Raw genomic sequence first — 22,902 nt, forward strand, 5'->3', positions numbered from 1 at the left:
AAAAGCCACCTGACCAGCGAGGCGCGCGGTCGGGGGCGATACGCTTTTTCGGCGCGGGCACACACAGACGGCCATGACACCGCCGGACAGCGACGAGGAGCCGACACGGGTGGTCAGGCCGCACGAACCGGACGACGCGCCCGACGACGGGGCGGACGAGTCGGGCGCCGAGGACGCCGTCGATGGCGGCGTCACGCCGGCCAGCGACGTGCCCGAGGACGTCCGGAAGTACGAGCGGTTCACGAAGATAGAGGGGGGTACCTACGACCGCGCCAACGAGTTCCTCCGCGAGCGGACGTACGTCACCGCCCGCGAGTGGGCCATCGCGCGCCTGTGTGCGGACTTCCGCACCGAGACGGGCGTCGAGATGACGAAGATCGGCGAGAACCTCCCGGAGCTCGTCCCGTTCATGACCGACACGTACACCCCACAGGCGGTCAACCAGGCCCGCGCGTCCTTCGAGGAGAAGGTCCGCAAGGCCGGCGCGACGTTCCTCTACGGCGCGATGTCGGACTTCTTCACCGCCGAGGAACTGGACGACGTGATGTACGAGGCCACCGAGGTGGCGAAGTTCCTGCTGGAGGTCGAGGGCGTCGACCTCGCCGTCGAGGAGGAGATGGAGGCCGAGGACCGCATCTCGACGGTCATGCGCGAAGTCCGCGAGCACTCGGCGGCGCTCCGGCACGACGAGGTCTGCTGTCCGGAGTGTGGCCACGAGTTCGACGTCGACGGCGAGTGAGCGGCCCGGGCGCGTCTAACTCACGCCGAGAACCGTCCCGCACTTCTTGCAGCGCCAGACGTCGCGGATGTCGACTCCGAGCTGGATGCGCGGCGGGCCCTCGCCCGCCTCGACGAGCGTCAGTTCGTCGACCTCCTCGTGTTCGAGGTCGTCGGTGGTCTCGAGTTCGGCGCCGCAGTTCTCGCAGCGTGGCATACGTCCGTATCGCCGCGGTGGCGTAAGACCACAGCGCGAGTATGCGTTGTGGTCACACACCACAGAAAGCGGCATACAACCGGCTCACTCCAGCACTTCGCCGTCCGCGTCGCGGACGTTCTCGCCCTGGTGCCCGTAGAAGACGTCCCCGTCGGGGTCGCGCTCGTACACCATCGTCCCGCGGACCATCGTCCACTCGGGGAAGACGGCCTCGAAGCCCTCGAAGGGGGTCCAGCCACAGTCGGTGTGGAGGTCCTCGCCGCGGATCTCGGTCGTCTCGGTGGTGTCGACGAGTACGAGGTCGGCGTCCTTGCCGGCTTCGACGGCGCCCTTCTGTGGCACGTCGAAGACGTCGGCGGGGTTCGCGGCGGTGAGGTCCCGGACCCGCTCGTAGGTCAGCGCGGTGTCGGGGTCCCGGGCCTCCGCCAGCAGGAGGGGGAGGACCGTCTCGACGCCCGGCACGCCGGAGGGGGCGTCCCAGATGCTCGCGTCCTTCTCCTCGCGGGTGTGGGGCGCGTGGTCGGTCGCGATCATGTCGACGGTGCCGTCGGCCACGCGGTCGTACACCTCGCGGCGGCGCTTCTCGCGGCGGAGCGGCGGGTTCATCCGCCCGAACGTGCCCAGCTCGCCGAGGTCCCTCCGCGAGAGCAGGAGGTGGTGGGGCGTCACCTCCGTCGTCATCCCCGCGTCGGCGGCGACGTCGATGCCCTCCGGCGTCGAGGTGTGGGCGATGTGGATGCGCGCGCCCACCCGTTCGGCGGCCTCGCAGGCCCGCTCGACGGCCTTCGCCTCGGCCTCGGCGGTCCGGTAGGCGCTCCACGCGTCGGCGTCGTCGCGGGCGCGGGCGTCGTCGTTGAAGTAGTCGGCGTCCTCGGCGTGGACCGTGACGGTGACGCCCTCCTCTGTCGCCAGTTCGAGGGCGTCCTCGAAGAGGTCCGTCTCGATGCCCATGTCGCCCGTCGAGTCGGCGAGGAACACCTCGCCCAGCGCGAACAGGCGCCGGCGCAGGAGGACGTTCGGTATCCAGTCGGCCGTGACGCCGCCGTTGATGCCCCAGTCGACGACCGAGTCGGCGGCGAACTCGGCCTTCCGGTCGAAGGCCTCGCCGTCGACGGTCGGCGGGTCGGTGTTGGGCTGGTCGACGACGGTGGTGACCCCACCGGCGGCGGCGGCCCGAGAGCCGCTCTCCCACGTCTCCTTGTGCGGGTAGCCCGGCTGGCGGAAGTGGACGTGCGCGTCCAGCATCCCGGGGAAGAGTCGCTTGCCGGTCGCCTCGATGGTGGCCTCGTCGTCGGGAGCGAGGTCGCGGCCGACCTCGGCGACGGTCTCGCCACGCACCCGGACGTCCCGTTGCCGGCCGTCCGCGAGCGTCGCGTTGCGGATGAGCATACCGTCCCTCGTCCGGGCGCGCCCCTAAGTGTCTCGGAAGCCGCCCCGCCCGAGTCACCCGACGGTGTCGCGAGCGGTCACGGACCGGTCGCCGACGAGTGCCGTCTCGAGGGCGTCGACCACGTCTCCCGGGTCGCCGGTCCCGCCTGCGCGCGCGACGCTCCCCACGGAATCGGGGTCGAACGGTACGTCCAGCGCCTCGTACACCGGGTCGAGTACCGCCCCGATGGCGTCGTGGTCCCGGACGACGACGACGCCGGCGGTGAGCGCCGCGTCCTGTCGAACGCGCTGGGCGAGGCCCGCGACCTTGCCGTCGGCCTGCAACGAGTGGGTGCCCGGGCAGAAGGCGTCGGGCGGCTCGCCCTCGCGGGCGTCGACGCCCACGTCGCCGAGAGCGCGCCGGACCGCCGCCGAGACGCGGTCGTACCGGACGCCGATGTCGCCCCGGCCGTCGTCGACCGGTTCCGCGAGGGCGAAGGCGACGGTGTGGCCGGTGTAGGCGACGGCCCGGCCGCCGACGGCGCGTTCGAGGACGGGGTAGCCCCGGGACGTGGCGGCCTCGCGGGCGCGGTCGTACCCCTCTGTGCGGCGGTCACGACGGCCGAACGCCACCTGTCGGTGCGGGGTCCACACTCGGAGTGCAGGCGTGCCGTCCTGGCCGACGCTCGCGACCAGCTCGCGGGTGCGCTCGTAGTCGCGCTCGTGGTCGCTCGCTCGGCCGCGGAGGAGTCGCATGGCGCTCGGTACGGCGCGGACGGGCAAATGGACTGCGGCGACTCCGGTAGCGGTTTGCCCCTGCCGGGCGACCACCAGGTGTGACGGAGACACCGGACGGGCGGGTGCCGTGGCGGTCCCCGATACTCCGCGTCGCCCTCGCGAGCACGCTCGTGGGCGTCCTCGGGGTGACGCTCGTCAGCCCGCTGTTGCCGGCCATCGCCGAGCAGTTGCGCGTCGGGGACGGGCGGGCGAGCCTCGTCGTCACGGCGTACACGCTCCCCGGCATCGTGCTGGCTCCGGTGGCTGGGGCGCTGGCCGACCGCTACGGCCGGCGCCCGGTCCTCGCGGGCAGTCTGGCCGTGTACGCGCTGTGTGGGCTCGGCGTCGTCACGGCGTCGACGCTCGACGCCGTGCTCCTGTTGCGGGCCGGGCAGGGCGTCGCTGCCAGCGGCGTGTTCAGCCTCGCCGTGACGCTGTTGGGCGACGCCTTCGAGGGGCCACGGCGGACCGCCGCGCTCGGAGTGAACGCCGCGGCCATCTCCGTCGGCGCGGCCGTCTACCCGCTCCTCGGCGGCGTGCTGGGGGCGGGCGGCTGGCGGCGACCGTTCTACCTCTACGCCGTCGGCCTGCCCGTGGCGCTGTGGGCGGCGGTGCGCCTCGTCGACCCGCCGCCGGCGGCAGGTCGGGAGAGCGGGGTCGCCTATCTCCGGCACAGTCTGGCGTCGCTCCCGCGCCGCGCCGTCGCAGTGTTCGCGGCCACGTTCGCGGTGTACGTCCTCCTGTTCGGGGGGCTGTTCACCGCCGTCCCGTTCCTGCTGAGCGGCGCGTTCGGCCTCGCCTCGACGCGCATCGGTCTCGTGCTCTCCGGCGCGGCCCTCTCGACGACCGCCGTCGCCCTCTCGGCGGGCCGCGCGTCGGAGACCCTCTCGCCGACGCGCCTCGTCGCACTCGGGTTCTGTGCCTACGGCGTCGGCCTCCTGACCGCGTGGGCCGCGCCGGGTCCAGTCGTCGTCGCTGCGGGCGCTCTGGTCGTCGGCGCTGGACAGGGCACGGTGCTGCCCGCTGTCGACACGCTCGTCAGCGGGATGGCGCCCCCGCGCTACCGCGCCGGCGTCTTCGGCCTGCGGACCAGCGTCATCTCGCTGGGCGCGACGGTCGGCCCGCTCGCGTTCGCCCTCGCGGGCAGCCGGTTCGGCTACGCGACCGCGCTGCTGGTCGCCGGCGGCGGGGCGCTGGCGACCGGGGTGGTGGGTCTGTGGTACGGACGCCGGCGGGCGACGCGGTGAACGCGGACGACAGGCACATTGCCCGCGACACCCAAGCGGTCGCCGATGGCCGTCACCGTCGCCGCGGACGTGCTCCACCGCTACTACCGCTTCTCGCTGTACAACTCCCCGTTCGACGCCCACGACGAGGGGTGCGCGATAGACCTCTACCCAGAGGGGTCCCGGGCGCCCTCGCCCGTCGCCGGCGAGGTGCTGGACACGAAGGCGGTGCGTGCGCCGCCGAAACCCTACGCCGCCGAGCAGGACCACCTGCTCCTGGTCGACACCGGCGAGTACGTCGCCCGGATGCTCCACGTCGACCCGAGCGTCGAACCCGGTGACAGCGTGGCCGTCGGCGCCGACCTCGGGGAACTCGTCAGAGCGGGCTTCTTCGCGCCGTGGGTCCCGAACCACGTCCATCTGGGGTTCCGAGAGCAGGACGCGAACCCCTACCGGGCGTCGGGGTCGCTGCCGGTCGAGGTGGGTGTCGACGTCGAACCGCTGGCCTGGGACGGGACCGGCACCGTCGTCGAGGCGGGCGAGACGTGGGCGCGACTCGACAGCCCCGCCCATCCCGCCCCCGGGGAGCGGTTCGCGGGCGTAGCCAACGACGGGGGCGGCGTCCTCGACGGCGGCCTCCCGCACTACGAGTGGGGCGGGGTGCTGGGCGCCGGTGCGGGCGACGGGCCGACGCGAGCGAGCGTCGCCGGCCAGCAGGTCGGCACCGCCGACGGCCGAACGGTGGCGTGGGACGACGTGACCGTCGCCGCGAACGGCGACCCGGTGACGGGGCTGGCGCTGTTCTGCTCGCGCGACGACGCCGGCGTGAAACTCGTCGGGGAGGACGTCGACCTCTCGGTAGGCGAGCGCGTCGACGTCACCGTGGAACGGCGCTGAAGCGGCGGTCGCTCAGGCGAACTCGACGGCGTCGCGCTCGGTCACCTCGCCGAACAGCCAGTCGGCGTGGTCGAGGGCGTACTCGCGGTGGTCGGCCTCGATGAAGCCGACGGCGTCCTCGACGAGCACTGGCCGGTAGTCCCGCAGGCCGGCGCTGGCGGCCGTGTGGAGGACACAGACGTTCGCCAGCGTCCCGCAGACGACGAGGTCCTTGATGCCGTGGGCGTCGAGCCACCCCTCCAGTTGCGTCCGGTGGAAGGCGTCGTAGGTGTGTTTCTCCACGACCAGTTCCGCCGGCCGGGGGTCGAGTTCGTCGACGAGGTCGGCCTCCCACGACCCCTCGACGACGTGTTCGCCCCACCGCTCGAACTCGTCGTAGTAGTGGTTCCCCTCGAACTGTTCGGGCGGGTGGACGTCGCGGGTGAAGACGACGCTCGCGTCGGCCTCGCGGGCGCGGTCGACCAGCTCGCCGACCGGGTCGACGGCCGCCCCGCTGTCCGGTGCGTAGAGGCTGCCGTCGGGGTGGCAGAAGCCGTTCTGCATGTCCACCACGACGACGGCCGTCTGGGTCGAGTCCAGTCGCATAGCCGACGGTTCGGCCGCGAGGCCTACCAACCTTACTCCGGGCGTGTGACTTTTCACCGCGCTCCCCCTCGCTAGGGTAGATGCGCCGCCAGTCCGTCGTCCTCCTGTGTGCCGTCGCCCTCCTGCTCAGCGGGTGTCAGGGGTTCGGGGGCAGCCTCGGTTCGCCCGACCGGACGGCGACGCCGACCCCGACGGCCGACGAGGTGTTCACGCTGGACCTCGACACCAACGAGAGCGACGGCGACGACCGTGCGAGCGAGACGGCGCCGCCGGACCCCGAGACGGACGTCCGCGGCTGGGAGGACGGCGTCTGGCACAACGAGACGCTGGCGGTGACCACCGAGGACGGCCTCAACGAGAGCGAACGGGCCGCCGTCGTCGCCCGGTCGATGGCCCGCGTCGAGTTCGTCAGGGGACTGGAGTTCGAGCGGACGGTACCGGTCACCGTCGTCTCGCGTGCGGAGTACCGCAACCGGAGCCACGGCGGCGACCCCGGCGAGTCGCTCCGCCGGTTCGACAACGCGAAGTTCGAGGCGCTGTTCCTCGTCGGCGAGGCCCGGGACGCCATCGCGGTCCAGCGGAGCGAACTTGGGTCGAGCGTGCTGGGGTACTACAGCTCCAGCCGCGAGGCCATCGTCGTCGTCTCGGACGCGGAGACGCCCACGATAGCGGAGTCGACGCTGGCACACGAACTCGTCCACGCGCTGCAGGACCAGCGGTTCGGCCTCGACAGTGACGCACGGACGCGGGACGCGATACAGGGGCGCAACGGCCTCGTCGAGGGCGACGCCGTGGCGACGACCGACGACTACACCGCCCGCTGTGGCGCCGAGTGGGAGTGCCTGCCGGGGGCGGCCGGTGGCGGCGGTGGCGGGGACCGACACTTCGGCCTCGGCTTCCTGCTGTACTTCCCGTACAGCGACGGGGCGGGGCTGGTCGAGGACCTCCGCGACCGCGGCGGGTGGACCGCGGTGAACGACGCCTACGACGAGACGCCCGACGGCGCCCGCGAGGTCATCACGCCGGCCGAGTACCCCGACTGGGAGCCGCGTGAGGTGACGCTGGCCGACCGCTCGACCGACGAGTGGGAGCGGGTCAGACCCGCGACCGGGCGGCCCGACTACGCCGTCGTCGGCCCGTCGGCCATCGCCGCGACGGCGGCGTACACGCTCGCCGACGACTACAACGAGTCGGCCGTCGTCACCCAGCGCGACGTGTTCAACTACGACGGGAACGCGCTCGACGACACCGACCCGTACAACTACGCCCTCCCCGCGACGACCGGGTGGGACGGCGGCCGGATGCACGTCTACACGGACGGGTCGGAGACGGCCTACGTCTGGCGCACCGTCTGGGAGACGGAGGCGGACGCCGCGGCGTTCGCCCGGACGTGGTCGGCCGTCCTCGCACACTGGGGCGGGACCCGGACCGCGGACGACACGTGGGTGCTGGCCGAGTCGAGCCCGTTCACCGACGCCGTCGCCGTCCACGTCTCCGGCGACACCGTCACCGTCGTCAACGCGCCGACGGAACCGGAACTGACCGAGGTCTACGATGCGTAAGGAACTACTACTCGTACTGACTGTCGTCCTCGCTGGCTGTACCGTCCCCGCCTTCGGCGGCAACGACCACCCCGACGCCCCGAACGGGGAGGACACCATCGGCTGGGAGAACGGCTACTGGTACGACGACCCGGTCGACGTGACCACCGAGGACGGCCTCAACGAGAGCGAGCGCGAGGCCGTCACCGCCCGGACGATGGCCCGCGTCGAGCGGCTCCGCGACCGCGAGTTCACCGAGACGGTCCCCGTCGACGTCATCTCGCGGGCCGAGTACCGCAACCGCTCGCGGGGCAACGGGAGTTCGGCCGGTCCGCCGGAAGACCCGTGGAACGACCAGGTGTGGGAGTCGCTGCTGCTCATCGGCGAGGACTCGGGGAGCAGCGAGGCCATCGACGACACGCTCTCGTCGTCCGTGCAGGGGTTCTACTCCCCGAGCCGTGACGAGATCGTCATCGTCAGCCCCACCGAGACGCCCCACATCGACCGGCGGACGCTGGCACACGAGCTCGTCCACGCGCTGCAGGACCAGCAGTTCGGACTGAACGGCTCCGCCGAGACCCAGGACCAGCAGCTGGCCCGCGACGGGCTCGTCGAGGGAGACGCGAACTACGTCCAGTACCTCTATCAGCGCCGCTGTGAGGACGACTGGAGCTGCATCGCCCGGCCCGAGCGGAGCGGCGGTGGCGGCGGCGGTAGCGGCCCGCGGTACCCCGGTCTGTTCACCGTCATCTACCAGCCCTACGCGACCGGGCCGACGTTCATCGACAGCGTCTACGGCGACGGCGGGTGGGACGCCGTCGACGCCGTCTACGAGCAGTACCCCGAGAGCACCGAACAGGTCATCCACCCGGAGAAGTACCCCGACGAGGCCCCCGAGAACGTCACGGTCCCGGACCGCTCGAACGACGAGTGGGACCGCTTCGACCACGACCCGGTGGCCGACACCGTCGGCGAGGCCTCTATCTTCGCCACGATGTACCACAACAACCAGACCGACGCCAGTCGCTACCGCTACCAGAGCGAGCCGTCGGCGGGCTGGGCCGGCGACAGCGTCGTGCCGTACCACAACGCCTCGGGCGCCGGCGGCTACGTCTGGGTGAGCACGTGGGACTCCGAGGAGGACGCCCGCCAGTTCGCGCGGGCCTACCGGGCGGCGCTGGTCGAGGAACACGGGGCGACCCAGCCTCGCACGAACGTCTACGTCGTCCCCGACAGCAGCTCGTTCGCGGACGCCTTCCGCGTCACCCGGTCGGGCGACACCGTCCGCATCGTCAACGGCCCGACGGTCGCGGATTTAGACGGGATTCACCGGCCACGCGGGTCCTGAGCGCGGTCGGGCGCCCCTATCTGTATCGGGGGGCCGTTTATACGCCGGTCGGTCGTACTGTCTCCCAGTGACGGGTGACCGAGGGGGCCGTAGTTACCGATGGCGCACAGAGGCGGGTCACTGATGGGGACGGCGACGGGACGGCGGGCCGTGGTCGGGACGGTCGTCGTCCTCGCCGGGGCCGGCATCCTCGCGACCGGCGTCGGGGACGTCTACGCCGACGCCGTTCGGCAGGCCGACCCGCTGTGGACGACCCTGCTCGAGAACACCGTCTCGCTGAGCATCGGCCTCTCGCTGGTCGGCGCGGGGTACTGGTTCGCGACCGAGGCCGACCGCCTGCAGGTCGAGCGGATGAGCCGGTGGGTCGGGGTGGCCGTCGGCGCGGTCGGTGTCACGGCGGCCCTCGTCCTCGGCGCGCAGGCGCTGCAGTCGCGGTTCAAGCCACTCATCGTCGTGGTCGCCATCACCGGCCTGACCGTGCTCTCTGGCCTCGGCCTCGGCCTGTACGACGCGGACAGACTGGCGACCGAGCGGACGCTCGCGCGCGAGCGGGACAAGTTCGTGGCCCTGTTCGAGAACGTCCCGAACCCGGTCATCGCCGTCCGGTTCGAAGACGAGGAGGTCCGGGTCGAGATGGTCAACCCCGCGTTCGAGGACGTGTTCGGCTACACCGAGTCCGACCTCGCCGGGCGGGACCTCCGCGACGTCCTGCGACCGCCCGACGAGGAACCGGAGCGTATCGACGGCGAGGAGCGGTCGGTGGCCCCGCAGTCCGCCGCCGGGGCCGGCGGGAGCGACTGGACCGAAGTCGAGGTGACGCTGGAGACGGACTACGGACAGCGCGAGTTCGTCCGCGTGACGGCGCCCATCGACGACGAGACCGAGGAGGAGGAGTACGCCTACTACGTCGACGTCACCGACCGAAAGCAGCGCCGCGAGCGCCTCCAGGTGCTCTCGCGGACGCTGCGCCACGACATCCGTAACCGGATGGACGTGGCGTACGGGACGGCGGAGGTGCTCGAGGACACGCTCGACGGCGAGTCCGAGTCCCTGGCCGAGAACATCCAGGGGGCTATCGACGACCTCCGGCAGATAAGCGAGCAGACGAGAGAGGTCGAGAAGGTCGTCTCCGGGGAGTACGAACCGTACGCGGTGGAGCTGGCCGACGTCGTCGGGGACGGCGTCGAGCCGGTTCGCGCCGCCCACCCGAGCCTCGACGTCACCGTCTCGCTCGCGGACACGCCCGCTGTCAGGGGGAACGACGCGCTGCCGGTCGCTGTCGGCAACGTCGTCGAGAACGCCGTCGTCCACAACGACGCCGACGACCCGTCGGTCGAGATCAGCGCCGACGGCACCGCCGAGAGCGGGTACGTCGACCTGCGTATCGCCGACGACGGTCCCGGGATACCCGACCGTGAGGCCGAACTGCTCCAGGACGAACGGGACCGGTCGCAGCTCGAGCACACGAGCGGCCTTGGCCTCTGGGAGGTCAGCTGGATTCTCCGCGACCTCGGCGGGTCGCTGGACTTCACGGACAGAGACCCGCGCGGGACGGTCGTGACGCTGACCCTGCCGGTCGCCGACGCACACGAGTGAGCGACGACGGCCGGCGCCGTCAGGCGGTTGGGTGGCGAGCCCGACACCCACAGGTAGACTGATAGACAGATTATTGTAGTTTGAGGAACACCATTCGGAACGATGCACACACCGTCACAGACGATGGAGCGACCCGAGACGACGTACGGCTGCCCGCTGTGTGAGCATCGCGCTGAGACCACGACCGACGTCTACGTCCACCTGCAGGTGTCACACCGCAAGAGCGAGATAAGCGAGGCGCTCATCGAGGCGACGACCGGCGAGCCCACGCGGTCCGAACTCGCCGGGCAGTGACCGTCGCCGCCGCGCGGACTCCCCCGTGACCCAGCGGGCACGCCGCGACGACCGGTGGACCGGGGTCCTTTTTGAACTACCTTCCGAAGGCCGGGTATGAGCGAGGAGTTCGACGTCGTGCCGCCCGAGGCGATCCGGGAGGGCCGGGCGACCGACGCCTACTTCGACCGGACGATGGAGGCGCTGGACCACGCGGGGAAGGAACCGGACGTGGTCGCAGAGGTGACCGCCAACCAGTTCGCCACGGGGACGTGGAAGCTACTGGCCGGCCTGAAAGACGCCGCGAACCTGCTCGAGGGACGGGCGATAGACGTCGACGCCCTCCCGGAGGGCCAGCTGTTCGACGGTGGCCCGGTCGTGCGGCTCGAGGGACCGTACCGGGAGTTCTGTCGGCTTGAGACGGCGCTGCTGGGCTTTCTCTCTCACCCCACGGGCGTCGCGACCCGCGCGCTGGAGGCGCGCCGGGCGGCCCCCGAGACGTCGCTCCTCTCGTTCGGGTCCCGGCACGTCCACCCGTCGCTGGGCGCGATGATCGAGCGCTCGGCGCTGCTGGGCGGCCTGGACGGCTTCTCGAACGTCGCGGCCGGCGACGTCCTCGGCCGCGAGGCCGGCGGGACGATGCCCCACGCGCTGGTCATCTGTTTCGGCCGCGGGCGACAGGAGGCGGCGTGGCAGGCCTTCGACGAGGCCGTCCCCGAGTCGACGCCGCGAATCGCGCTGACCGACACCTACACCGACGAGGTAGACGAGGCACTCCGGGCGGTCGCCGCCGTCGAGGAACTGGACGGCGTGCGTCTCGACACGACCGGCTCTCGCCGCGGGGACTTCCGGCACATCGTCCGCGAAGTGCGCTGGACGCTCGACGCCCACGGCCACGAGGACGTGGACATCTTCCTCTCCGGCGGACTGGGCCCCGAGCAGCTCCGGAGCCTGCGGGACGTGGCCGACGGCTTCGGCGTCGGGAGCTACGTCTCGAACGCCGACCCGCTCGACTTCTCGCTCGACATCGTCGAGGTCGACGGCGAGCCTGCCGCGAAGCGCGGGAAGCTGACCGGCAAGAAGTCGGTGTACCGGACCGCCGACGGCGGCCACCACGTCGGCCTCGCCGCCCGCGAGGGCCCCGCAGACGCCGAGTCGCTGATGGAGCCGCTCATCCGGGACGGCGAGGTCGTCCGCGAGTTCGACCTCGACGCGGCCATCGAGCGCGCCGCCGCCGACGCCGAGTCGGTCGGGTTCGGCGACGACTGACCGGCCGGCAGCGTCTGCCGGTACCCCGGCCGACCGGTGCCGCCAGCGACGCGACCGGTCCCCACTCACGCCACCGCAGTCCCGCCGTCGGACCGAGTGGCCGAGGTTAAGTTCACAGCGACGCTACGAGCGGGTATGGCAGACCGCATCATGAAGGTCAACGCGTACACGACGTTCGACCTGCTCGACGGCGAGGTAGAGGGCCACGGCTTCGACGAGGAGGCACTCGCAGTGCTGAACGTCACCGCACCCCGGAAGGACCCCGACCACGTCGAACTCCAGCTGGAGATGGACAACACGCAGCTGGACGCGGTGGAGCCCCACGCCGACTCGGTCACCCTCTCGGCGGCACAGGCCCGCGAACTCGCGGCCGAACTCGAGGAGTACGCCGCCAAGGTCGAGGCCGCACAGTCCGAGTAGGCCGCCGTCGTGCGGTCGTCGGCGGGCGTGAACGACCCGATAGTTCTTTGATGTGTCGTCACTTACCACGGGCCATGTCGACCGACACGCCCGGCAACCCCGCCGCACGGGAACTGGGGTACTGCCCGTGCTGTGGCTACCGGACACTCCCGAAGGGACGCCCGGGGTCCTACGAGGTGTGTCCGGTGTGTCACTGGCTCGACGACCCGACCCAGTTCGGCGACGTCGACTACGTCAGTGACACCAACCACGTCTCGCTGGCGACGGCGCGGGAGAACTTCCGGGAACACGGGGCCTGCGACCCGGACGAGGTCGAGGCCTGCGTCTCCGCCGACGGGTTCGACCGGGACCCCAACTGGCCGTACGACAGGTGAACCACTATTAGCGACGCGCGGCAACGCGCCGGGTATGGGCGACCAGCGACGGACGGACATCTCGCCGGAGGAGGCGTTCGCGCTCGTAGGCCACGAGCTTCGCATCCGTATCCTCCGAGCACTGGGCGACGCCGACGGCACGCGCTGTTCGTTCTCGACGCTGCGCGAGCGCGTCGGTGAGCGTGACAGCGGGAAGTTCAACTACCACCTCTCGAAGTTGGAGGGACGGTTCGTCGCGAAGACCGCCGACGGCGTCTACGCGCTGACCTATCCCGGCCACCGGGTGGTGGACGCCATCCACAACGGGGCGTTCCACCGACAGGACGGGCTAGAGGCCGAGCCGGTGTCGGGGTCGTGTCTCGACTGCGGCGGCGATTTGGCGTTCACGTACGACACGCTCAGGGGCGGCCGAATCGCCTGCGTCGAGTGCGAGCGACGACACCTGCGCCACCCCTTCGACCCCGGCGGGTTGGTCGACCGGAGCGGCGACGAGATCGCGCGGGTCTTCGACCGGGTGGCACGCGACGCGTGGGCGCAGGCACAGGCCGACGTCTGCCCGGTCTGTGCCGGACGCGTCAGGCGGTGGGTCAGAACGGACGCGCCGCCGAAGGCCGTCGACGTGCCGGGCCACCCCGTCACCGTCGGCCTCGACTGTCAGCAGTGTAGCTTCCACGGCAACGTCCCCCCGGGGGCGCCCCTGCTGTCGCACCCGGCGGTACAGGGGTTCTGTTACGAGAACGGGGTCGACCTCCGCGCCGAACGGGTGTGGGAACTGCCGTTCGTCGTCGACCCGGACACCGTCACGGTCCGGGACGACGACCCGTGGGAGGTGGCGGTGACCGTCGCCGCCGGAGAGGAGACGCGCGTGGCCGTCGTCGACGAGGCGCTGGCGGTCACGGCGTTCGACTAGTCGTCAGCGGGGACGCCGGGGCACTGCTCGGCGGGGTGGGTCGGCTCGATACCGGCGTAGGCGACGGCCTGTTCGCCCAGGTCGGTCAGTCGTTCGCGGTCCGAGTCGGGGAGGTCGCCGTCGATAGCGTGCGAGTCGGTGACAGCGGCCTGCTGTGGGAGGACCCAGGCCTCGAACGCCCGACAGACACCCCGGAGGTGTTCGAGGGCGGGCAGGGGGAACCCGCCGCCGGAGACTGCCAGCAGGCCGACGGTCGTGTCCTCGAACTCGTCGAAGCCGCAGTAGTCGAGGGCCGTCTTGAGCGGCGACGAGTAAGAGCCGTGGTACATCGGCGTCCCCAACAACACCGCGTCCGCGGCCTCGATGCGGTCCGTGAGCGCCTCGGCGTCCGCGGGCGGGGCCGCGTTCGGGTCGAACGTCGGCAGGTCGTACTCGCGCAGGTCCAGTAACTCGGTGTCGGCACCGCGTCGCCGGGCAGCCGCGAGGGCACACTGGGTCGCTTTGCGAGTGACACTGTCGTCGTTCAGGCTCCCGACGACGCCGACGACCAGCGGTCGGGAAGTGGTCGGTGACATATCCGAGTCGAGGAGTGGCGTCCCCCTTAGTGTTTGGAGAGTTACATTTCTGTAACGTCGCTTACTGAAACGCAGTTCAGCCGGCCAGCGAGATGTCCAGGTACAGCATGACGATAGCGCCGGCCATGAGCCCCAGCGTCGCGATGCGTTCGTGGCCGCTCCGGTGGGTCTCCGGGATTATCTCGTCGGAGATGACGAACAGCATCGCACCCGCCGCGAAGCCCATCGCGTAGGGGAGGAGCGGTGCGACCAGCGTGACGGCGACGGCGCCCAGAATCGCCAGCGGGATCTCGACGACGCCGGCCCGGAGGCCCGCGACGACGGCGTAGAGCCGGCGGTCCAGCCCGGCGTTGACGGCCGCCACCGACACCGCGAGGCCCTCCGGGATGTTCTGGATGCCGATGGCGAGCATCAGCGCCAGCGCCCCGCCCAGCTGTGACGGGTCGGTGGCCGCCGCGCCGAACCCGACGCCGACGGCCAGTCCCTCGGGCACGTTGTGGAGCGTGATGGCGAGGATGAACAGGACGACCCCGGCCAGTCGCTGGTCGTCGACGGGCAGCGACTCGCTCGGAGCGGCGGCGTCCGCACGCTTGTTCCCGGTCAGGAGGTAGTGCGCGTGGGGCAGGAAGCGGTCTGCCTGGTCGAGAAAGAGCGCCCCGAGGCCGACCCCGACGAGCGTCGGGACGGGGTTGCCGCCGGAGTACTCCTCGATGCCGGGGATGATGAGGCTCGTGAACGCCGCCGCCAGCATGACGCCGGCGGCGAACCCCAGCGCGGTGTCGAGCGCCTCCTGAGAGGGGTCCCGCCACACCAACACCAGCGACGCCCCGAACAGGTTCATGCCGGCGATGACGAGGCCGCCGACCAGCCCCGTGACGAGCGGATCGGTGCCGACGAGCGACGAGAACGTCTCGGCGAGTCCAGACTGCATCGTCGTGGCGTGCGTCGGCGTGGGATTTGTAGCTACCGCCCGCCGACCCCGGAAGGCTTTTTTCCGCCGTGGGCCGAGTCGCGGGTGATGGAACGTGCCACGCGCGGTGTCGCCCTCGTCGCTCTGAGTTGCCTCCTCCTCGCCGGAACGCTCGCGGTCGGTGCGGCGACGGCGCCGGAGCGCGGCGTCGCCGGCGACGGCAGCGAGGGCGCGACGCTCGTCGGGTCGCAGGGCGGCGGCCCCGGGTGGCACGAGAAGGGGAGCGTCTACCTCGTCGAGAACGGGTCTATCGCGTGGCGCGAGGACAGCGCCGACAGCTACTTCGACGTGACGATGCTGCCGGACGGCACCGTGATGGCCGGGTTCATGCACTCGGGATACGAGTCCGGGTGTGCCCCCTACGATGCCCCCTGTACGAAGACCGGGTTCCGCATCATCGACCCCGACGCCGCCGGCGGGCCGAGCGTCGTCGACGAGTACGCCTTCCCGGTCCGGACCGCGAAGAACAGCGAGACCCACGACGTCGAGCTGCTGGACTCCGGCGAGTACCTGCTCTCGGACATGGAACACGAGCGGGTCTTCACCGTCCGGGACGGCGAGGTGACCTGGCAGTGGAACGCCTCCTCGTTCTACGACGCGCCGCCGGACGTGACCAGGCGCGACTGGCTCCACATCAACGACGTCGACGCGGTCAACGGGACGCACTACCTCGTCTCGGTGCGCAACGCCAACCAGATATTGCTGGTAGAGCGCGGCGCGGGCGTCGTCGAGGTGATAAACGAGGACCGGGGGAGCGACGACAGCAGCTGCCGCGTCGGCGGCCAGCTCTCGGACTTCGACGGCGACGGCGACGTCCGCTGTGGGAACCCCGAGATACTCGACCACCAGCACAACCCCCAGTGGCTGGGCGACGGCGCCGTCCTCGTCGCGGACTCGGACAACGACCGCGTGGTCGAACTCCACCGCGAGGACGGCCGCTGGGAACCGGCCTGGACGCTGGAACGGGCGGGCGGTATCGACGTCCACTGGCCCCGCGACGCCGACCGGTTGGACAACGGCAACACGCTCGTCACCGACACGCTGAACAAGCGCGTGTTCGAGGTGACGCCGAACGGCACCGTCGTCTGGAGCACGGGGACCCCCGACGACTCGCCCATCCCCTACGAGGCCGAGCGCCTCCCGGAGGGCGAGCGCGTCGGCGCCCAGCTGTACGGGACGACGGGTGGCGAGGACGGGACCGGAACCGCCACCGAGGCGGCGACCGGTACCGGGACGGCGACGGACGGCGGGCGGATTCCGGGGCTCTCGCTGGCGCTCGTCGGCGTCCGGGCGGTGGCGCCGTGGGTGCCGTTCTGGTTCGGCGAGGCCCACCTCGCGCTCTCGGTCGTCGCGCTACTCGGGGTGGCCGCCGGGAGCGTCGACTGGTACCGCCAGCGCGACTAGAAGGGGTCGCCGGTCCCGACGAGGCGGCGCATCTCCATCGCCGAGGCGAAGTCCTCCCGGGAGACGACGTGGACGCCGTCCGGTCCCTCGACGAGGGCGGCGCTCGCCCGCGACGTGTCGAGCGCGACCAGCGCGTCGAACGCCGAGAGGTCGGCAGCCAGTCGCGGCAGGTCCGTCTCCATCAGGTCGGCGACGGTGTCCGAGGAGCGCTCGGCCTGCGAGAGCGCGTGGAAGTCGGCGACGGTGACGACGCCGACCACCTCGCCGTTCTGCGTGACGGTGAACTCCGTCGAGCGGTCGGCGAACATCCGGTCGACCAGCTCCTCGACGCTGGCGTCGGCCTCGATGGTCAGCGCCGTCGGCCGGGCCACGTCGCCGACGGTCAGGCCGTCGAGCAGGTCCGACAGCGCGACGGTCCGGGACTCGCCCGTCGCGGCGGCGTAGATGAACAGCGCGAGCAGGAGCAACAGGGGGCTAAAGGAGAGCGCACCGACGACGGCGAACAGGACCGCGAAGGCCGTCCCGATGCGGGCGGCGATGCGCGTCGCGGAGGCGTACGGGCGAGAGCGCGCGAGCAGCGCCCGCAGGACGCGGCCGCCGTCCATCGGGAACGCCGGGAGCATGTTGAACACCGCGAGGAAGACGTTCGTCACCGCCAGCCAGCCGACGACGAACAGCGAGACGGTCGCACTGGCCGGCAGCGCCAGCAGGCCGGCGTAACAGACGGCGCCGACGAGGATACTGGTTATCGGGCCGGCGACCGCTATCCAGAACTCGCGGTTCCACTCTCTGGGCATCTGCTTGAAACTCGCGAGGCCGCCGAGGATCCACAGCGTGATGGACTCGACCTCGAGGTCGTAGCGCATCGCCGCCCACGCGTGGCCGAGTTCGTGGAACGTGACGCTGACGAACAGGCCGACCGCGGCGAGCGTGCCGACGAGCCACGGCGTCGACCCGGCCTGCAGGCGGGCGAGGTCGAGCGTCGTCCCGGCGAGGCCGCCGACGAGGCCGGCGTACAGTTCTATCTGCGACCCGCTCCCGATGAGCCAGGCGAGCACCGGCAGGAAGACGAGCAGTGAGATGTTGACGCGGATGGGGATGCCCCACACCGTCGTGACGTGGTAGTTTCGCACGGAGGGGGAGACGACTGCCTGTGGCTAATAACTTCGGCACGAGAACGGGGCGAGGGGCCTCAGGGCTCGGCCGTCCGGGCCGAACTGGTGTCGGTCGGCGGCGGGGCCCCCACCGTCACGGCGAGGGCGTAGTCGTTCGTCGCGTTCTGGAAGCCCACGACGACGACGTAGTACGTCCCCGTCTCGCCGGCGAGATACGAGACGCTCTCGCCGTCGGTGACCGACGTGCTCGACTGGAGCACCGACCCGTTGGGGCCCAGCAGGAACAGGTCGAGGTCGCCGCGGTCGTGCGAGAAGTTCAGGCGCACGGAGAGCGGGTCGCCGCTGGCGAGGGCGACCGAGTAGACGTCGACGTCGCCGTCGGTGACGTTCAGGTCGGCGTACTCGCCCGGGTCCAGCGCCGTCGCGTTCCCGAAGTCGTCGTTGGGTTCGAACCGGTCGGGCCCGCCGCCCGGCGTCCCGTCCGCGGTGTCGACCCGCAGGTCGTAGGTCGCGGTCGCCCCCTCGAAGCCAAAGACGACGAGGTAGTACGTCCCCGCGACGCCGGCCACCGTCGAGACGGACTCGCCGTCGGTCGTCGAGGCGCTGGTCTGCTGGAGCGTCCCGTCCGGCCCGTAGAGGAACAGGTCCAGGTCGCCCTCGGCGTGTGCGAAGTCGATGGCCGCCGACAGCGACTCGCCGGCCGAGAGGTCGACCGCGTAGACGTCGACGTCGCCCGCCGTGACGTTCAGCCCCGTGTAGGTGCCGGGGTCGAGCGCCGTCGCGTTCCCGAAGTCGTCGTTCGGTTCGAAGTCGGGCGGCGGCGCGTCGGTCTGTGCGCCGCCGCTGCCGACCGCCGCCGTCGCGGCGAGGCAGACGACGGCGGTCATCGCCAGCGCTCTGAGCGCGCGTCTCGTTGCTCGCATGGTCGCTGGCACTCTCGACCGACGGTTAGTTATGCGCGGGCCGGGAGTCGGTAACTCCCACTTATCGACGGTAGACTCGCTAAAGCGGCCGAAACGGACCGCGAGGACGCCACGCCCGGAACGCAAGAGTCAGAACGCCGCCGCCCGGAGTCACGGCCATGGTCGACTGGGACGTGTATCTGGTGACCGGCGAGTCGCTGTCGGCGGGCCGGACCACCCGCGAGATAGTCGAGGCGGCCGTCGCGGGCGGCGTCGGCGTCGTCCAGTTGCGCGAGAAGGACCGCACCGTCCGCGAGCGCTACGAGATGGGACGCGAGATTCGCGAGCTGACCCGCGAGGCCGGCGTCCCCTTCGTCGTCAACGACCGCGTGGACCTCGCGCAGGCGCTGGACGCCGACGGCGTCCACCTCGGCGACGACGACCTGTCGGTGTCCGTGGCCCGCGAGCTACTGGGCGAGGACGCCATAATCGGGCGCTCCGTCTCGTTCGTCGCGGACGCCGAGGCCGCCGAGGCGGCCGGCGCGGACTATCTGGGCGTCGGCGCGGTGTACGCCACCGGGTCGAAAGACGACATCCCCGACGAGGAACACGGCATCGGGCCGGACCGAGTGGCCGACGTCGCTGCTGCCGTCGACATCCCGGTGGTCGCCATCGGCGGCATCACGGCCGAGAACGCCGGCGAGGTGACCCGTGCGGGGGCCGACGGCGTGGCGGTCATCACCGCCATCACGGAGGCGGACGACCCGGCGGCGGCGACGGCGGCGCTCCGCGAGGCGGTCGAACGGGGGAAAGCCGAGCGGTGACTACCCGGTCAGCTTCCGCCGGAGTCGCCGCTCGTCGACGCGGTACTTGAACGCCGGCGAGCCGTCCAGCAGGACGTACGGGACGCGCTCGCCGTACTCGTCGCGCAGTTCGTCGTCGGTGTCGACGTCGACCAGCGAGAGGTCGAGCGCGACCCCCTCCTCGCCGGCGACCCGTTCGATGGTGTCGACGGCCTCCGCACAGAGGTGGCAGTCCTCGCGCGTGTACACCGTGACGGACACGTCGCTCATCACCGGTCCGTAGCCGCTCGACGGGCAAATGTCCCGCGGCTTGTCGAGGGATTTCTGTGTGTTCGGCCCAACGGAGAGGTATGGCAGGGTGGACAGCCGACGACATGCCGACGATGACCGACAGGACCGTGGTCGTGACCGGGGCCAACAGCGGCCTCGGCTACGAGGGAACGAAGGCGTTCGCCCGGAAGAGCGCGACCGTCGTGATGGCGTGCCGGAGCGTCGACCGGGGCGAGCGGGCCGCCTCGGAGATTCGCCGCGCCGACGGCAGCGGCGACCTCGACGTCCGGGAGTGTGACCTCGCCGACCTCGACAGCGTCGCGGCGTTCGCCGAGGGCGTCCGCGAGGACTACGACGCGGTCGACGTCCTCTGTAACAACGCCGGCGTGATGGCCATCCCGCGACAGGAGACGGCCGACGGCTTCGAGATGCAACTGGGCGTGAACCACCTCGGCCACTTCGCGCTGACCGGCCGCCTGCTCCCGGCCCTGCGGGCGAGCGACGGCGAGGCCCGCGTCGTCACGCAGTCCTCCGGCGCCCACGAGATGGGCGAGATGGACTTCGCGGACCTCCAGTCCGAGCGGGACTACGGGAAGTGGGCGGCCTACGGGCAGAGCAAACTGGCGAACCTCCTGTTCGCCTACGAACTCGAACGGCGGCTGGACGAGAACGGCGACGACGTCCGTAGCGTCGCCTGTCACCCAGGGTACGCCGACACGGACCTCCAGTTCCGCGGCCCTCGCGAGATGGGGTCGTCGCTCCGGATGGCCGGGATGAAGGTCGCCAACGCGCTGTTCGGCCAGTCGGCCGCACAGGGGGCGCTCCCGATGCTGTACGCCGCGACCGCCGAGGACGTCATCGGAGGCGAGTACATCGGGCCCGACGGCCTGCTGGACATGCGCGGCCACCCCGAGTTCCAGCAGTCGAACGCGGCCTCGCGGGACGAGGCCGACGCCGAGCGGCTCTGGGACGTCTCCGAGGAGTTGACCGGCGTCACCTACGACTTCGGCGGGTGAGCGGCCGCGGACAGGCGACCGACTCGGCGCTCGAGCCGACCGCTTTTGTTTGCCCGGGTACTGTGGGAGCGTATGGACGGTACACTCGACCACACGATGATCCGCGTCGCCGACCTCAAGGAGTCGCTGGACTGGTACCAGACCCACCTGGACTACGAGGAGAAGGACCGCTACGAGGGCGACGGGTTCACCATCGTCTACCTCGGGCCCGAGGAGATGCACGAGGACGGCGCGATGCTGGAGATCACCCACAACGAGGGCGAGACGCCCGACATCGGTGACGCGTGGGGCCACATCGCGGTGCGGGTCCCCGAGGGCGAACTCGAAGCGGCCTACGAGCAACTGATGGACGAGGGCGTCGAGGACTACCGCGACCCCGAGTCCTGCGGCGGCCGCTACGCGTTCGTCAAGGACCCGGACGGCCACGAGGTCGAGATCGTCCAGCGCGACCACGGCGCGAAGTGGAGCCTCGACCACACGATGATCCGCGTCGAGGACGCCGACGAGGCGCTGGGCTTCTGGACCCGGAAGTTCGGCTACGACGAGGTGGGCCGCTGGGAGGCCGACACCTTCGCGAACTACTTCGTCGAACCGACCGACGCCGCCCCCGAGGAGATGTCGGTCGAACTCACCTACAACTACGACGGCCGCTCCTACGAGATGGGCGACGGCTGGGGCCACCTCTGTGTCCGACTCGACGACTTACAGGACGACTGGGACCAGCTCATGACCCGGGAGGCCGAGGACTACCGCGACCCCGAGTCCTGTGACGACATGTACGCGTTCACGAAGGACCCGGACGGCCACGAGATAGAACTGCTGGAGCGCGACCCCGAGGCCGACTCGCTGTTCCCGTTCTGAGCACGCCGCGTGGCGGCCCGTCGGGGCCGAACACCACCTTTTCCACGGCCGGGGGAGAACCACCGGCCGATGCAACCCGTCGAAATCGTAGCGAGACTGCTGGCCGGCCTCGGCCTCATCCTCGCCAACGGCTTCTTCGTCGCCATCGAGTTCGCGCTGACGCGGGCCCGGCAGTTCACCGAAGACGAGTTCGTGCGCGGCGGCAACGCCGCCCTGGAGCGAGCGTGGGAGATGACCAACGACCTCGAGATATACCTCACCACCTGTCAGGTCGGCATCACCGCCTCCTCCATCGCGGTGGGTATCGTCGCCGAACCCGCGCTCGCGGCGCTGTTCGAGCCGGTGTTCGCCGGGTCGCGGCTCGCCGGCATCGGCCTCGGAGCGACCATCGCCTTCCTCATCATCAACCTCGTCCACCTGACCCACGGCGAGCAGACGCCGACGTATCTGGGGGTCGAGCGGGCGCGGTTCGTCTGTCGCTACGGGGCGACGCCGCTGTACTGGTTCAACTGGCTCATCTCGCCGCTCATCACGCTCGGCGACGCCGTCGCGAAGTGGACGCTGAAACTGTTCGGCGTCGAGATGACGGGGGCGTGGCTCGAGACCGAGGAGGACGTCATCGAGTCCCGCGCGGACCTCCGGAACAAGCTCGGGTCGGTGCTGAACGAGGGCGACCTCTCCGAGGAGCGCCGCGAGGAGGTGCTGGCGGCCCTGCACGCCGGCGACCAGCAGGTCCGGGACGTGATGGTCCCCCGCGAGGAGATGGTCGTCCTGTCGACGACGCTCGGCGAGACCGAGAACGCCCGCCGGGTCGCCGAGACGCCGCACACACGGTACCCCTTGGTCGGCGAGAGCCTCGACGACTTCCTGGGCATCGTCTACGTCCCCGAACTCGTCCGCGAGCAGGGCGAGGAACCGCTGGACGGCACCCTACTCGACGGCATCGACCTCGAGGCCGTCGCCGCCCCGCCGATGACGATGACGGCGGACACCAGCGTCAGCGACGCCATCGACCGGTTCCAGGCCGAGAGCCAGGAGCTCGCGCTGGTCCTCGAGGACGGCGAGGTCCTCGGGATGCTGACCGTCACCGACGCGCTGGAGGCCGTCGTCGGCGACATCCGCGACCCGATGGACGAACAGGCCGGCGTGGCCTAACGCGGCGGCGTGTAGAAGTTGACCGTCTCCAGCGGGGTCTCGCCGTCGTTCTCGATGCCGTGGCGCTCGCCGGCCTCGATGCGGACCAGGTCGCCCGCGTCGACGCGTTCGGTCGCCCCGTCGACGGTGACGAGGCCGGTGCCAGAGACGACGAACAGCCACTGGTCGCTGTCGGCGTGGTAGTTCTCCGGACCGCCGACGCGCCGGCCGGGGTCGACGGTCATCTCGGCGGCCTGTGCCTCGGCGGTCTCCATGACGACCTCGAAGTAGCGGTCGAAGTCGAGATGCGTGCGTTCCATGGCCGTGCGTTCGG

General features: G+C 71.0%; 26 protein-coding genes. 16 read left to right on the forward strand and 10 right to left on the reverse strand.

What is annotated here, in order from left to right; all coding sequences use genetic code 11:
• Positions 1 to 73: 73 nt before the first annotated feature.
• Entirely contained in the window at positions 74 to 739 is a 666-nt protein-coding gene (locus ACV7GQ_RS15260; protein WP_470311070.1) for a DUF5806 family protein, read from the forward strand.
• A gap of 15 nt (positions 740 to 754) precedes the next feature.
• Here the strand turns inward: ACV7GQ_RS15260 and ACV7GQ_RS15265 are convergent, their stop codons facing one another.
• From ACV7GQ_RS15265 to ACV7GQ_RS15275, 3 genes are all read right to left on the reverse strand, one after another.
• Positions 755 to 934, reverse strand: a complete 180-nt coding sequence (locus ACV7GQ_RS15265; RefSeq protein WP_470311071.1) for a hypothetical protein — start codon at positions 932 to 934, stop codon at positions 755 to 757.
• A gap of 84 nt (positions 935 to 1,018) precedes the next feature.
• Positions 1,019 to 2,323 (reverse strand): dihydroorotase, encoded by a 1,305-nt coding sequence (locus ACV7GQ_RS15270; protein ID WP_470311072.1) that lies wholly within the window; start codon positions 2,321 to 2,323, stop codon positions 1,019 to 1,021.
• 54 nt (positions 2,324 to 2,377) lie between these two features.
• Positions 2,378 to 3,058 carry a lipoate--protein ligase family protein gene (locus ACV7GQ_RS15275; protein WP_470311073.1) on the reverse strand — a complete coding sequence of 227 codons (681 nt, stop codon included), beginning with the start codon at positions 3,056 to 3,058 and terminating at the stop codon, positions 2,378 to 2,380.
• A gap of 80 nt (positions 3,059 to 3,138) precedes the next feature.
• Here ACV7GQ_RS15275 and ACV7GQ_RS15280 point away from each other — a divergent pair, with 80 nt between their 5' ends.
• Positions 3,139 to 4,326 (forward strand): MFS transporter, encoded by a 1,188-nt coding sequence (locus ACV7GQ_RS15280; RefSeq protein WP_470311074.1) that lies wholly within the window; start codon positions 3,139 to 3,141, stop codon positions 4,324 to 4,326.
• 45 nt (positions 4,327 to 4,371) lie between these two features.
• On the forward strand, positions 4,372 to 5,202 hold the full coding sequence (locus ACV7GQ_RS15285; RefSeq protein WP_470313172.1) for a DUF8155 domain-containing protein: 831 nt from the start codon (positions 4,372 to 4,374) through the stop codon (positions 5,200 to 5,202).
• Between the two features lie 12 nt (positions 5,203 to 5,214).
• Here the strand turns inward: ACV7GQ_RS15285 and ACV7GQ_RS15290 are convergent, their stop codons facing one another.
• Positions 5,215 to 5,787, reverse strand: coding sequence for a cysteine hydrolase family protein (locus ACV7GQ_RS15290; protein WP_470311075.1), 573 nt, complete (start codon positions 5,785 to 5,787; stop codon positions 5,215 to 5,217).
• Between the two features lie 80 nt (positions 5,788 to 5,867).
• Between ACV7GQ_RS15290 and ACV7GQ_RS15295 the strand changes: the two genes are divergently transcribed.
• The 8 genes from ACV7GQ_RS15295 to ACV7GQ_RS15330 all read left to right on the forward strand — a co-directional run bounded on the left by ACV7GQ_RS15295 (position 5,868) and on the right by ACV7GQ_RS15330 (position 13,518).
• Entirely contained in the window at positions 5,868 to 7,349 is a 1,482-nt protein-coding gene (locus ACV7GQ_RS15295) for an Hvo_1808 family surface protein (RefSeq protein ID WP_470311076.1), read from the forward strand.
• Entirely contained in the window at positions 7,342 to 8,676 is a 1,335-nt protein-coding gene (locus ACV7GQ_RS15300) for an Hvo_1808 family surface protein (RefSeq protein ID WP_470311077.1), read from the forward strand. The genes ACV7GQ_RS15295 and ACV7GQ_RS15300 overlap by 8 nt, the downstream gene beginning before the upstream one ends.
• A gap of 99 nt (positions 8,677 to 8,775) precedes the next feature.
• Positions 8,776 to 10,272 carry an ATP-binding protein gene (locus ACV7GQ_RS15305; RefSeq protein ID WP_470311078.1) on the forward strand — a complete coding sequence of 499 codons (1,497 nt, stop codon included), beginning with the start codon at positions 8,776 to 8,778 and terminating at the stop codon, positions 10,270 to 10,272.
• Between the two features lie 102 nt (positions 10,273 to 10,374).
• Complete coding sequence (locus ACV7GQ_RS15310; protein ID WP_470311079.1) at positions 10,375 to 10,566, forward strand: hypothetical protein; 192 nt, start codon at positions 10,375 to 10,377, stop codon at positions 10,564 to 10,566.
• 96 nt (positions 10,567 to 10,662) lie between these two features.
• Positions 10,663 to 11,814, forward strand: a complete 1,152-nt coding sequence (locus ACV7GQ_RS15315) for a nicotinate phosphoribosyltransferase (RefSeq protein WP_470311080.1) — start codon at positions 10,663 to 10,665, stop codon at positions 11,812 to 11,814.
• Between the two features lie 135 nt (positions 11,815 to 11,949).
• Positions 11,950 to 12,234 (forward strand): DUF6360 family protein, encoded by a 285-nt coding sequence (locus ACV7GQ_RS15320; RefSeq protein ID WP_470311081.1) that lies wholly within the window; start codon positions 11,950 to 11,952, stop codon positions 12,232 to 12,234.
• Between the two features lie 74 nt (positions 12,235 to 12,308).
• The gene (locus ACV7GQ_RS15325; protein WP_470311082.1) at positions 12,309 to 12,608 is read left to right on the forward strand and encodes a CPCC family cysteine-rich protein; all 300 of its coding nucleotides are present in this window, start codon (positions 12,309 to 12,311) and stop codon (positions 12,606 to 12,608) included.
• A gap of 34 nt (positions 12,609 to 12,642) precedes the next feature.
• On the forward strand, positions 12,643 to 13,518 hold the full coding sequence (locus ACV7GQ_RS15330) for a winged helix-turn-helix domain-containing protein (RefSeq protein ID WP_470311083.1): 876 nt from the start codon (positions 12,643 to 12,645) through the stop codon (positions 13,516 to 13,518).
• On the opposite strand, the gene ACV7GQ_RS15335 is transcribed toward ACV7GQ_RS15330, so the two are convergent.
• A complete protein-coding gene (locus ACV7GQ_RS15335) occupies positions 13,515 to 14,093 on the reverse strand; it encodes an NADPH-dependent FMN reductase (RefSeq protein ID WP_470311084.1) in 579 nt (192 codons plus the stop codon). The genes ACV7GQ_RS15330 and ACV7GQ_RS15335 overlap by 4 nt on opposite strands.
• Before the next feature lie 76 nt (positions 14,094 to 14,169).
• Complete coding sequence (locus tag ACV7GQ_RS15340) at positions 14,170 to 15,024, reverse strand: ZIP family metal transporter (RefSeq protein ID WP_470311085.1); 855 nt, start codon at positions 15,022 to 15,024, stop codon at positions 14,170 to 14,172.
• Between the two features lie 87 nt (positions 15,025 to 15,111).
• On the opposite strand from ACV7GQ_RS15340, the gene ACV7GQ_RS15345 reads away from it, so the two are divergent.
• The gene (locus tag ACV7GQ_RS15345) at positions 15,112 to 16,467 is read left to right on the forward strand and encodes an aryl-sulfate sulfotransferase (protein ID WP_470311086.1); all 1,356 of its coding nucleotides are present in this window, start codon (positions 15,112 to 15,114) and stop codon (positions 16,465 to 16,467) included.
• On the opposite strand, the gene ACV7GQ_RS15350 is transcribed toward ACV7GQ_RS15345, so the two are convergent.
• Together ACV7GQ_RS15350 and ACV7GQ_RS15355 are read right to left on the reverse strand one after the other, a co-directional pair.
• On the reverse strand, positions 16,464 to 17,600 hold the full coding sequence (locus tag ACV7GQ_RS15350; RefSeq protein ID WP_470311087.1) for a site-2 protease family protein: 1,137 nt from the start codon (positions 17,598 to 17,600) through the stop codon (positions 16,464 to 16,466). The genes ACV7GQ_RS15345 and ACV7GQ_RS15350 overlap by 4 nt on opposite strands.
• A gap of 59 nt (positions 17,601 to 17,659) precedes the next feature.
• Entirely contained in the window at positions 17,660 to 18,505 is an 846-nt protein-coding gene (locus ACV7GQ_RS15355; RefSeq protein ID WP_470311088.1) for a PPC domain-containing protein, read from the reverse strand.
• 158 nt (positions 18,506 to 18,663) lie between these two features.
• Here ACV7GQ_RS15355 and thiE point away from each other — a divergent pair, with 158 nt between their 5' ends.
• Positions 18,664 to 19,308, forward strand: coding sequence for a thiamine phosphate synthase (thiE, locus tag ACV7GQ_RS15360; protein WP_470311089.1), 645 nt, complete (start codon positions 18,664 to 18,666; stop codon positions 19,306 to 19,308).
• Here thiE and ACV7GQ_RS15365 read toward each other — a convergent pair whose 3' ends face one another.
• Positions 19,309 to 19,557 (reverse strand): glutaredoxin family protein, encoded by a 249-nt coding sequence (locus ACV7GQ_RS15365; RefSeq protein WP_470311090.1) that lies wholly within the window; start codon positions 19,555 to 19,557, stop codon positions 19,309 to 19,311. It abuts the gene before it with no gap.
• A gap of 80 nt (positions 19,558 to 19,637) precedes the next feature.
• Here ACV7GQ_RS15365 and ACV7GQ_RS15370 point away from each other — a divergent pair, with 80 nt between their 5' ends.
• The 3 genes from ACV7GQ_RS15370 (at position 19,638) to ACV7GQ_RS15380 (ending at position 22,589) form a co-directional block, all read left to right on the forward strand.
• Positions 19,638 to 20,573 (forward strand): oxidoreductase, encoded by a 936-nt coding sequence (locus ACV7GQ_RS15370; protein ID WP_470311091.1) that lies wholly within the window; start codon positions 19,638 to 19,640, stop codon positions 20,571 to 20,573.
• A gap of 72 nt (positions 20,574 to 20,645) precedes the next feature.
• Positions 20,646 to 21,434 (forward strand): VOC family protein, encoded by a 789-nt coding sequence (locus ACV7GQ_RS15375; RefSeq protein WP_470311092.1) that lies wholly within the window; start codon positions 20,646 to 20,648, stop codon positions 21,432 to 21,434.
• A gap of 69 nt (positions 21,435 to 21,503) precedes the next feature.
• Positions 21,504 to 22,589 carry a hemolysin family protein gene (locus ACV7GQ_RS15380; RefSeq protein ID WP_470311093.1) on the forward strand — a complete coding sequence of 362 codons (1,086 nt, stop codon included), beginning with the start codon at positions 21,504 to 21,506 and terminating at the stop codon, positions 22,587 to 22,589.
• On the opposite strand, the gene ACV7GQ_RS15385 is transcribed toward ACV7GQ_RS15380, so the two are convergent.
• The gene (locus ACV7GQ_RS15385; protein WP_470311094.1) at positions 22,586 to 22,888 is read right to left on the reverse strand and encodes a cupin domain-containing protein; all 303 of its coding nucleotides are present in this window, start codon (positions 22,886 to 22,888) and stop codon (positions 22,586 to 22,588) included. The two genes, ACV7GQ_RS15380 and ACV7GQ_RS15385, sit on opposite strands and share 4 nt — an antisense overlap.
• Positions 22,889 to 22,902: the final 14 nt, after the last annotated feature.

Source organism: Haloarcula sp. MBLA0163 (assembly GCF_055632435.1).

Coding starts and splice junctions, on each gene's coding strand:
- ACV7GQ_RS15385 (WP_470311094.1), bottom strand. CDS start 22,888: ATGGAACGCACGCATCTCGACTTCGACCGCTACTTCGAGGTCGTCATG.
- ACV7GQ_RS15295 (WP_470311076.1), top strand. CDS start 5,868: ATGCGCCGCCAGTCCGTCGTCCTCCTGTGTGCCGTCGCCCTCCTGCTC.
- ACV7GQ_RS15325 (WP_470311082.1), top strand. CDS start 12,309: ATGTCGACCGACACGCCCGGCAACCCCGCCGCACGGGAACTGGGGTAC.
- ACV7GQ_RS15265 (WP_470311071.1), bottom strand. CDS start 934: ATGCCACGCTGCGAGAACTGCGGCGCCGAACTCGAGACCACCGACGAC.
- ACV7GQ_RS15375 (WP_470311092.1), top strand. CDS start 20,646: ATGGACGGTACACTCGACCACACGATGATCCGCGTCGCCGACCTCAAG.
- ACV7GQ_RS15260 (WP_470311070.1), top strand. CDS start 74: ATGACACCGCCGGACAGCGACGAGGAGCCGACACGGGTGGTCAGGCCG.
- ACV7GQ_RS15335 (WP_470311084.1), bottom strand. CDS start 14,093: ATGTCACCGACCACTTCCCGACCGCTGGTCGTCGGCGTCGTCGGGAGC.
- ACV7GQ_RS15320 (WP_470311081.1), top strand. CDS start 11,950: ATGGCAGACCGCATCATGAAGGTCAACGCGTACACGACGTTCGACCTG.
- ACV7GQ_RS15285 (WP_470313172.1), top strand. CDS start 4,372: ATGGCCGTCACCGTCGCCGCGGACGTGCTCCACCGCTACTACCGCTTC.
- ACV7GQ_RS15310 (WP_470311079.1), top strand. CDS start 10,375: ATGCACACACCGTCACAGACGATGGAGCGACCCGAGACGACGTACGGC.
- ACV7GQ_RS15315 (WP_470311080.1), top strand. CDS start 10,663: ATGAGCGAGGAGTTCGACGTCGTGCCGCCCGAGGCGATCCGGGAGGGC.
- ACV7GQ_RS15275 (WP_470311073.1), bottom strand. CDS start 3,058: ATGCGACTCCTCCGCGGCCGAGCGAGCGACCACGAGCGCGACTACGAG.
- ACV7GQ_RS15340 (WP_470311085.1), bottom strand. CDS start 15,024: ATGCAGTCTGGACTCGCCGAGACGTTCTCGTCGCTCGTCGGCACCGAT.
- thiE (WP_470311089.1), top strand. CDS start 18,664: ATGGTCGACTGGGACGTGTATCTGGTGACCGGCGAGTCGCTGTCGGCG.
- ACV7GQ_RS15290 (WP_470311075.1), bottom strand. CDS start 5,787: ATGCGACTGGACTCGACCCAGACGGCCGTCGTCGTGGTGGACATGCAG.
- ACV7GQ_RS15305 (WP_470311078.1), top strand. CDS start 8,776: ATGGCGCACAGAGGCGGGTCACTGATGGGGACGGCGACGGGACGGCGG.
- ACV7GQ_RS15370 (WP_470311091.1), top strand. CDS start 19,638: ATGGCAGGGTGGACAGCCGACGACATGCCGACGATGACCGACAGGACC.
- ACV7GQ_RS15355 (WP_470311088.1), bottom strand. CDS start 18,505: ATGCGAGCAACGAGACGCGCGCTCAGAGCGCTGGCGATGACCGCCGTC.
- ACV7GQ_RS15270 (WP_470311072.1), bottom strand. CDS start 2,323: ATGCTCATCCGCAACGCGACGCTCGCGGACGGCCGGCAACGGGACGTC.
- ACV7GQ_RS15380 (WP_470311093.1), top strand. CDS start 21,504: ATGCAACCCGTCGAAATCGTAGCGAGACTGCTGGCCGGCCTCGGCCTC.
- ACV7GQ_RS15365 (WP_470311090.1), bottom strand. CDS start 19,557: ATGAGCGACGTGTCCGTCACGGTGTACACGCGCGAGGACTGCCACCTC.
- ACV7GQ_RS15300 (WP_470311077.1), top strand. CDS start 7,342: ATGCGTAAGGAACTACTACTCGTACTGACTGTCGTCCTCGCTGGCTGT.
- ACV7GQ_RS15330 (WP_470311083.1), top strand. CDS start 12,643: ATGGGCGACCAGCGACGGACGGACATCTCGCCGGAGGAGGCGTTCGCG.
- ACV7GQ_RS15345 (WP_470311086.1), top strand. CDS start 15,112: ATGGAACGTGCCACGCGCGGTGTCGCCCTCGTCGCTCTGAGTTGCCTC.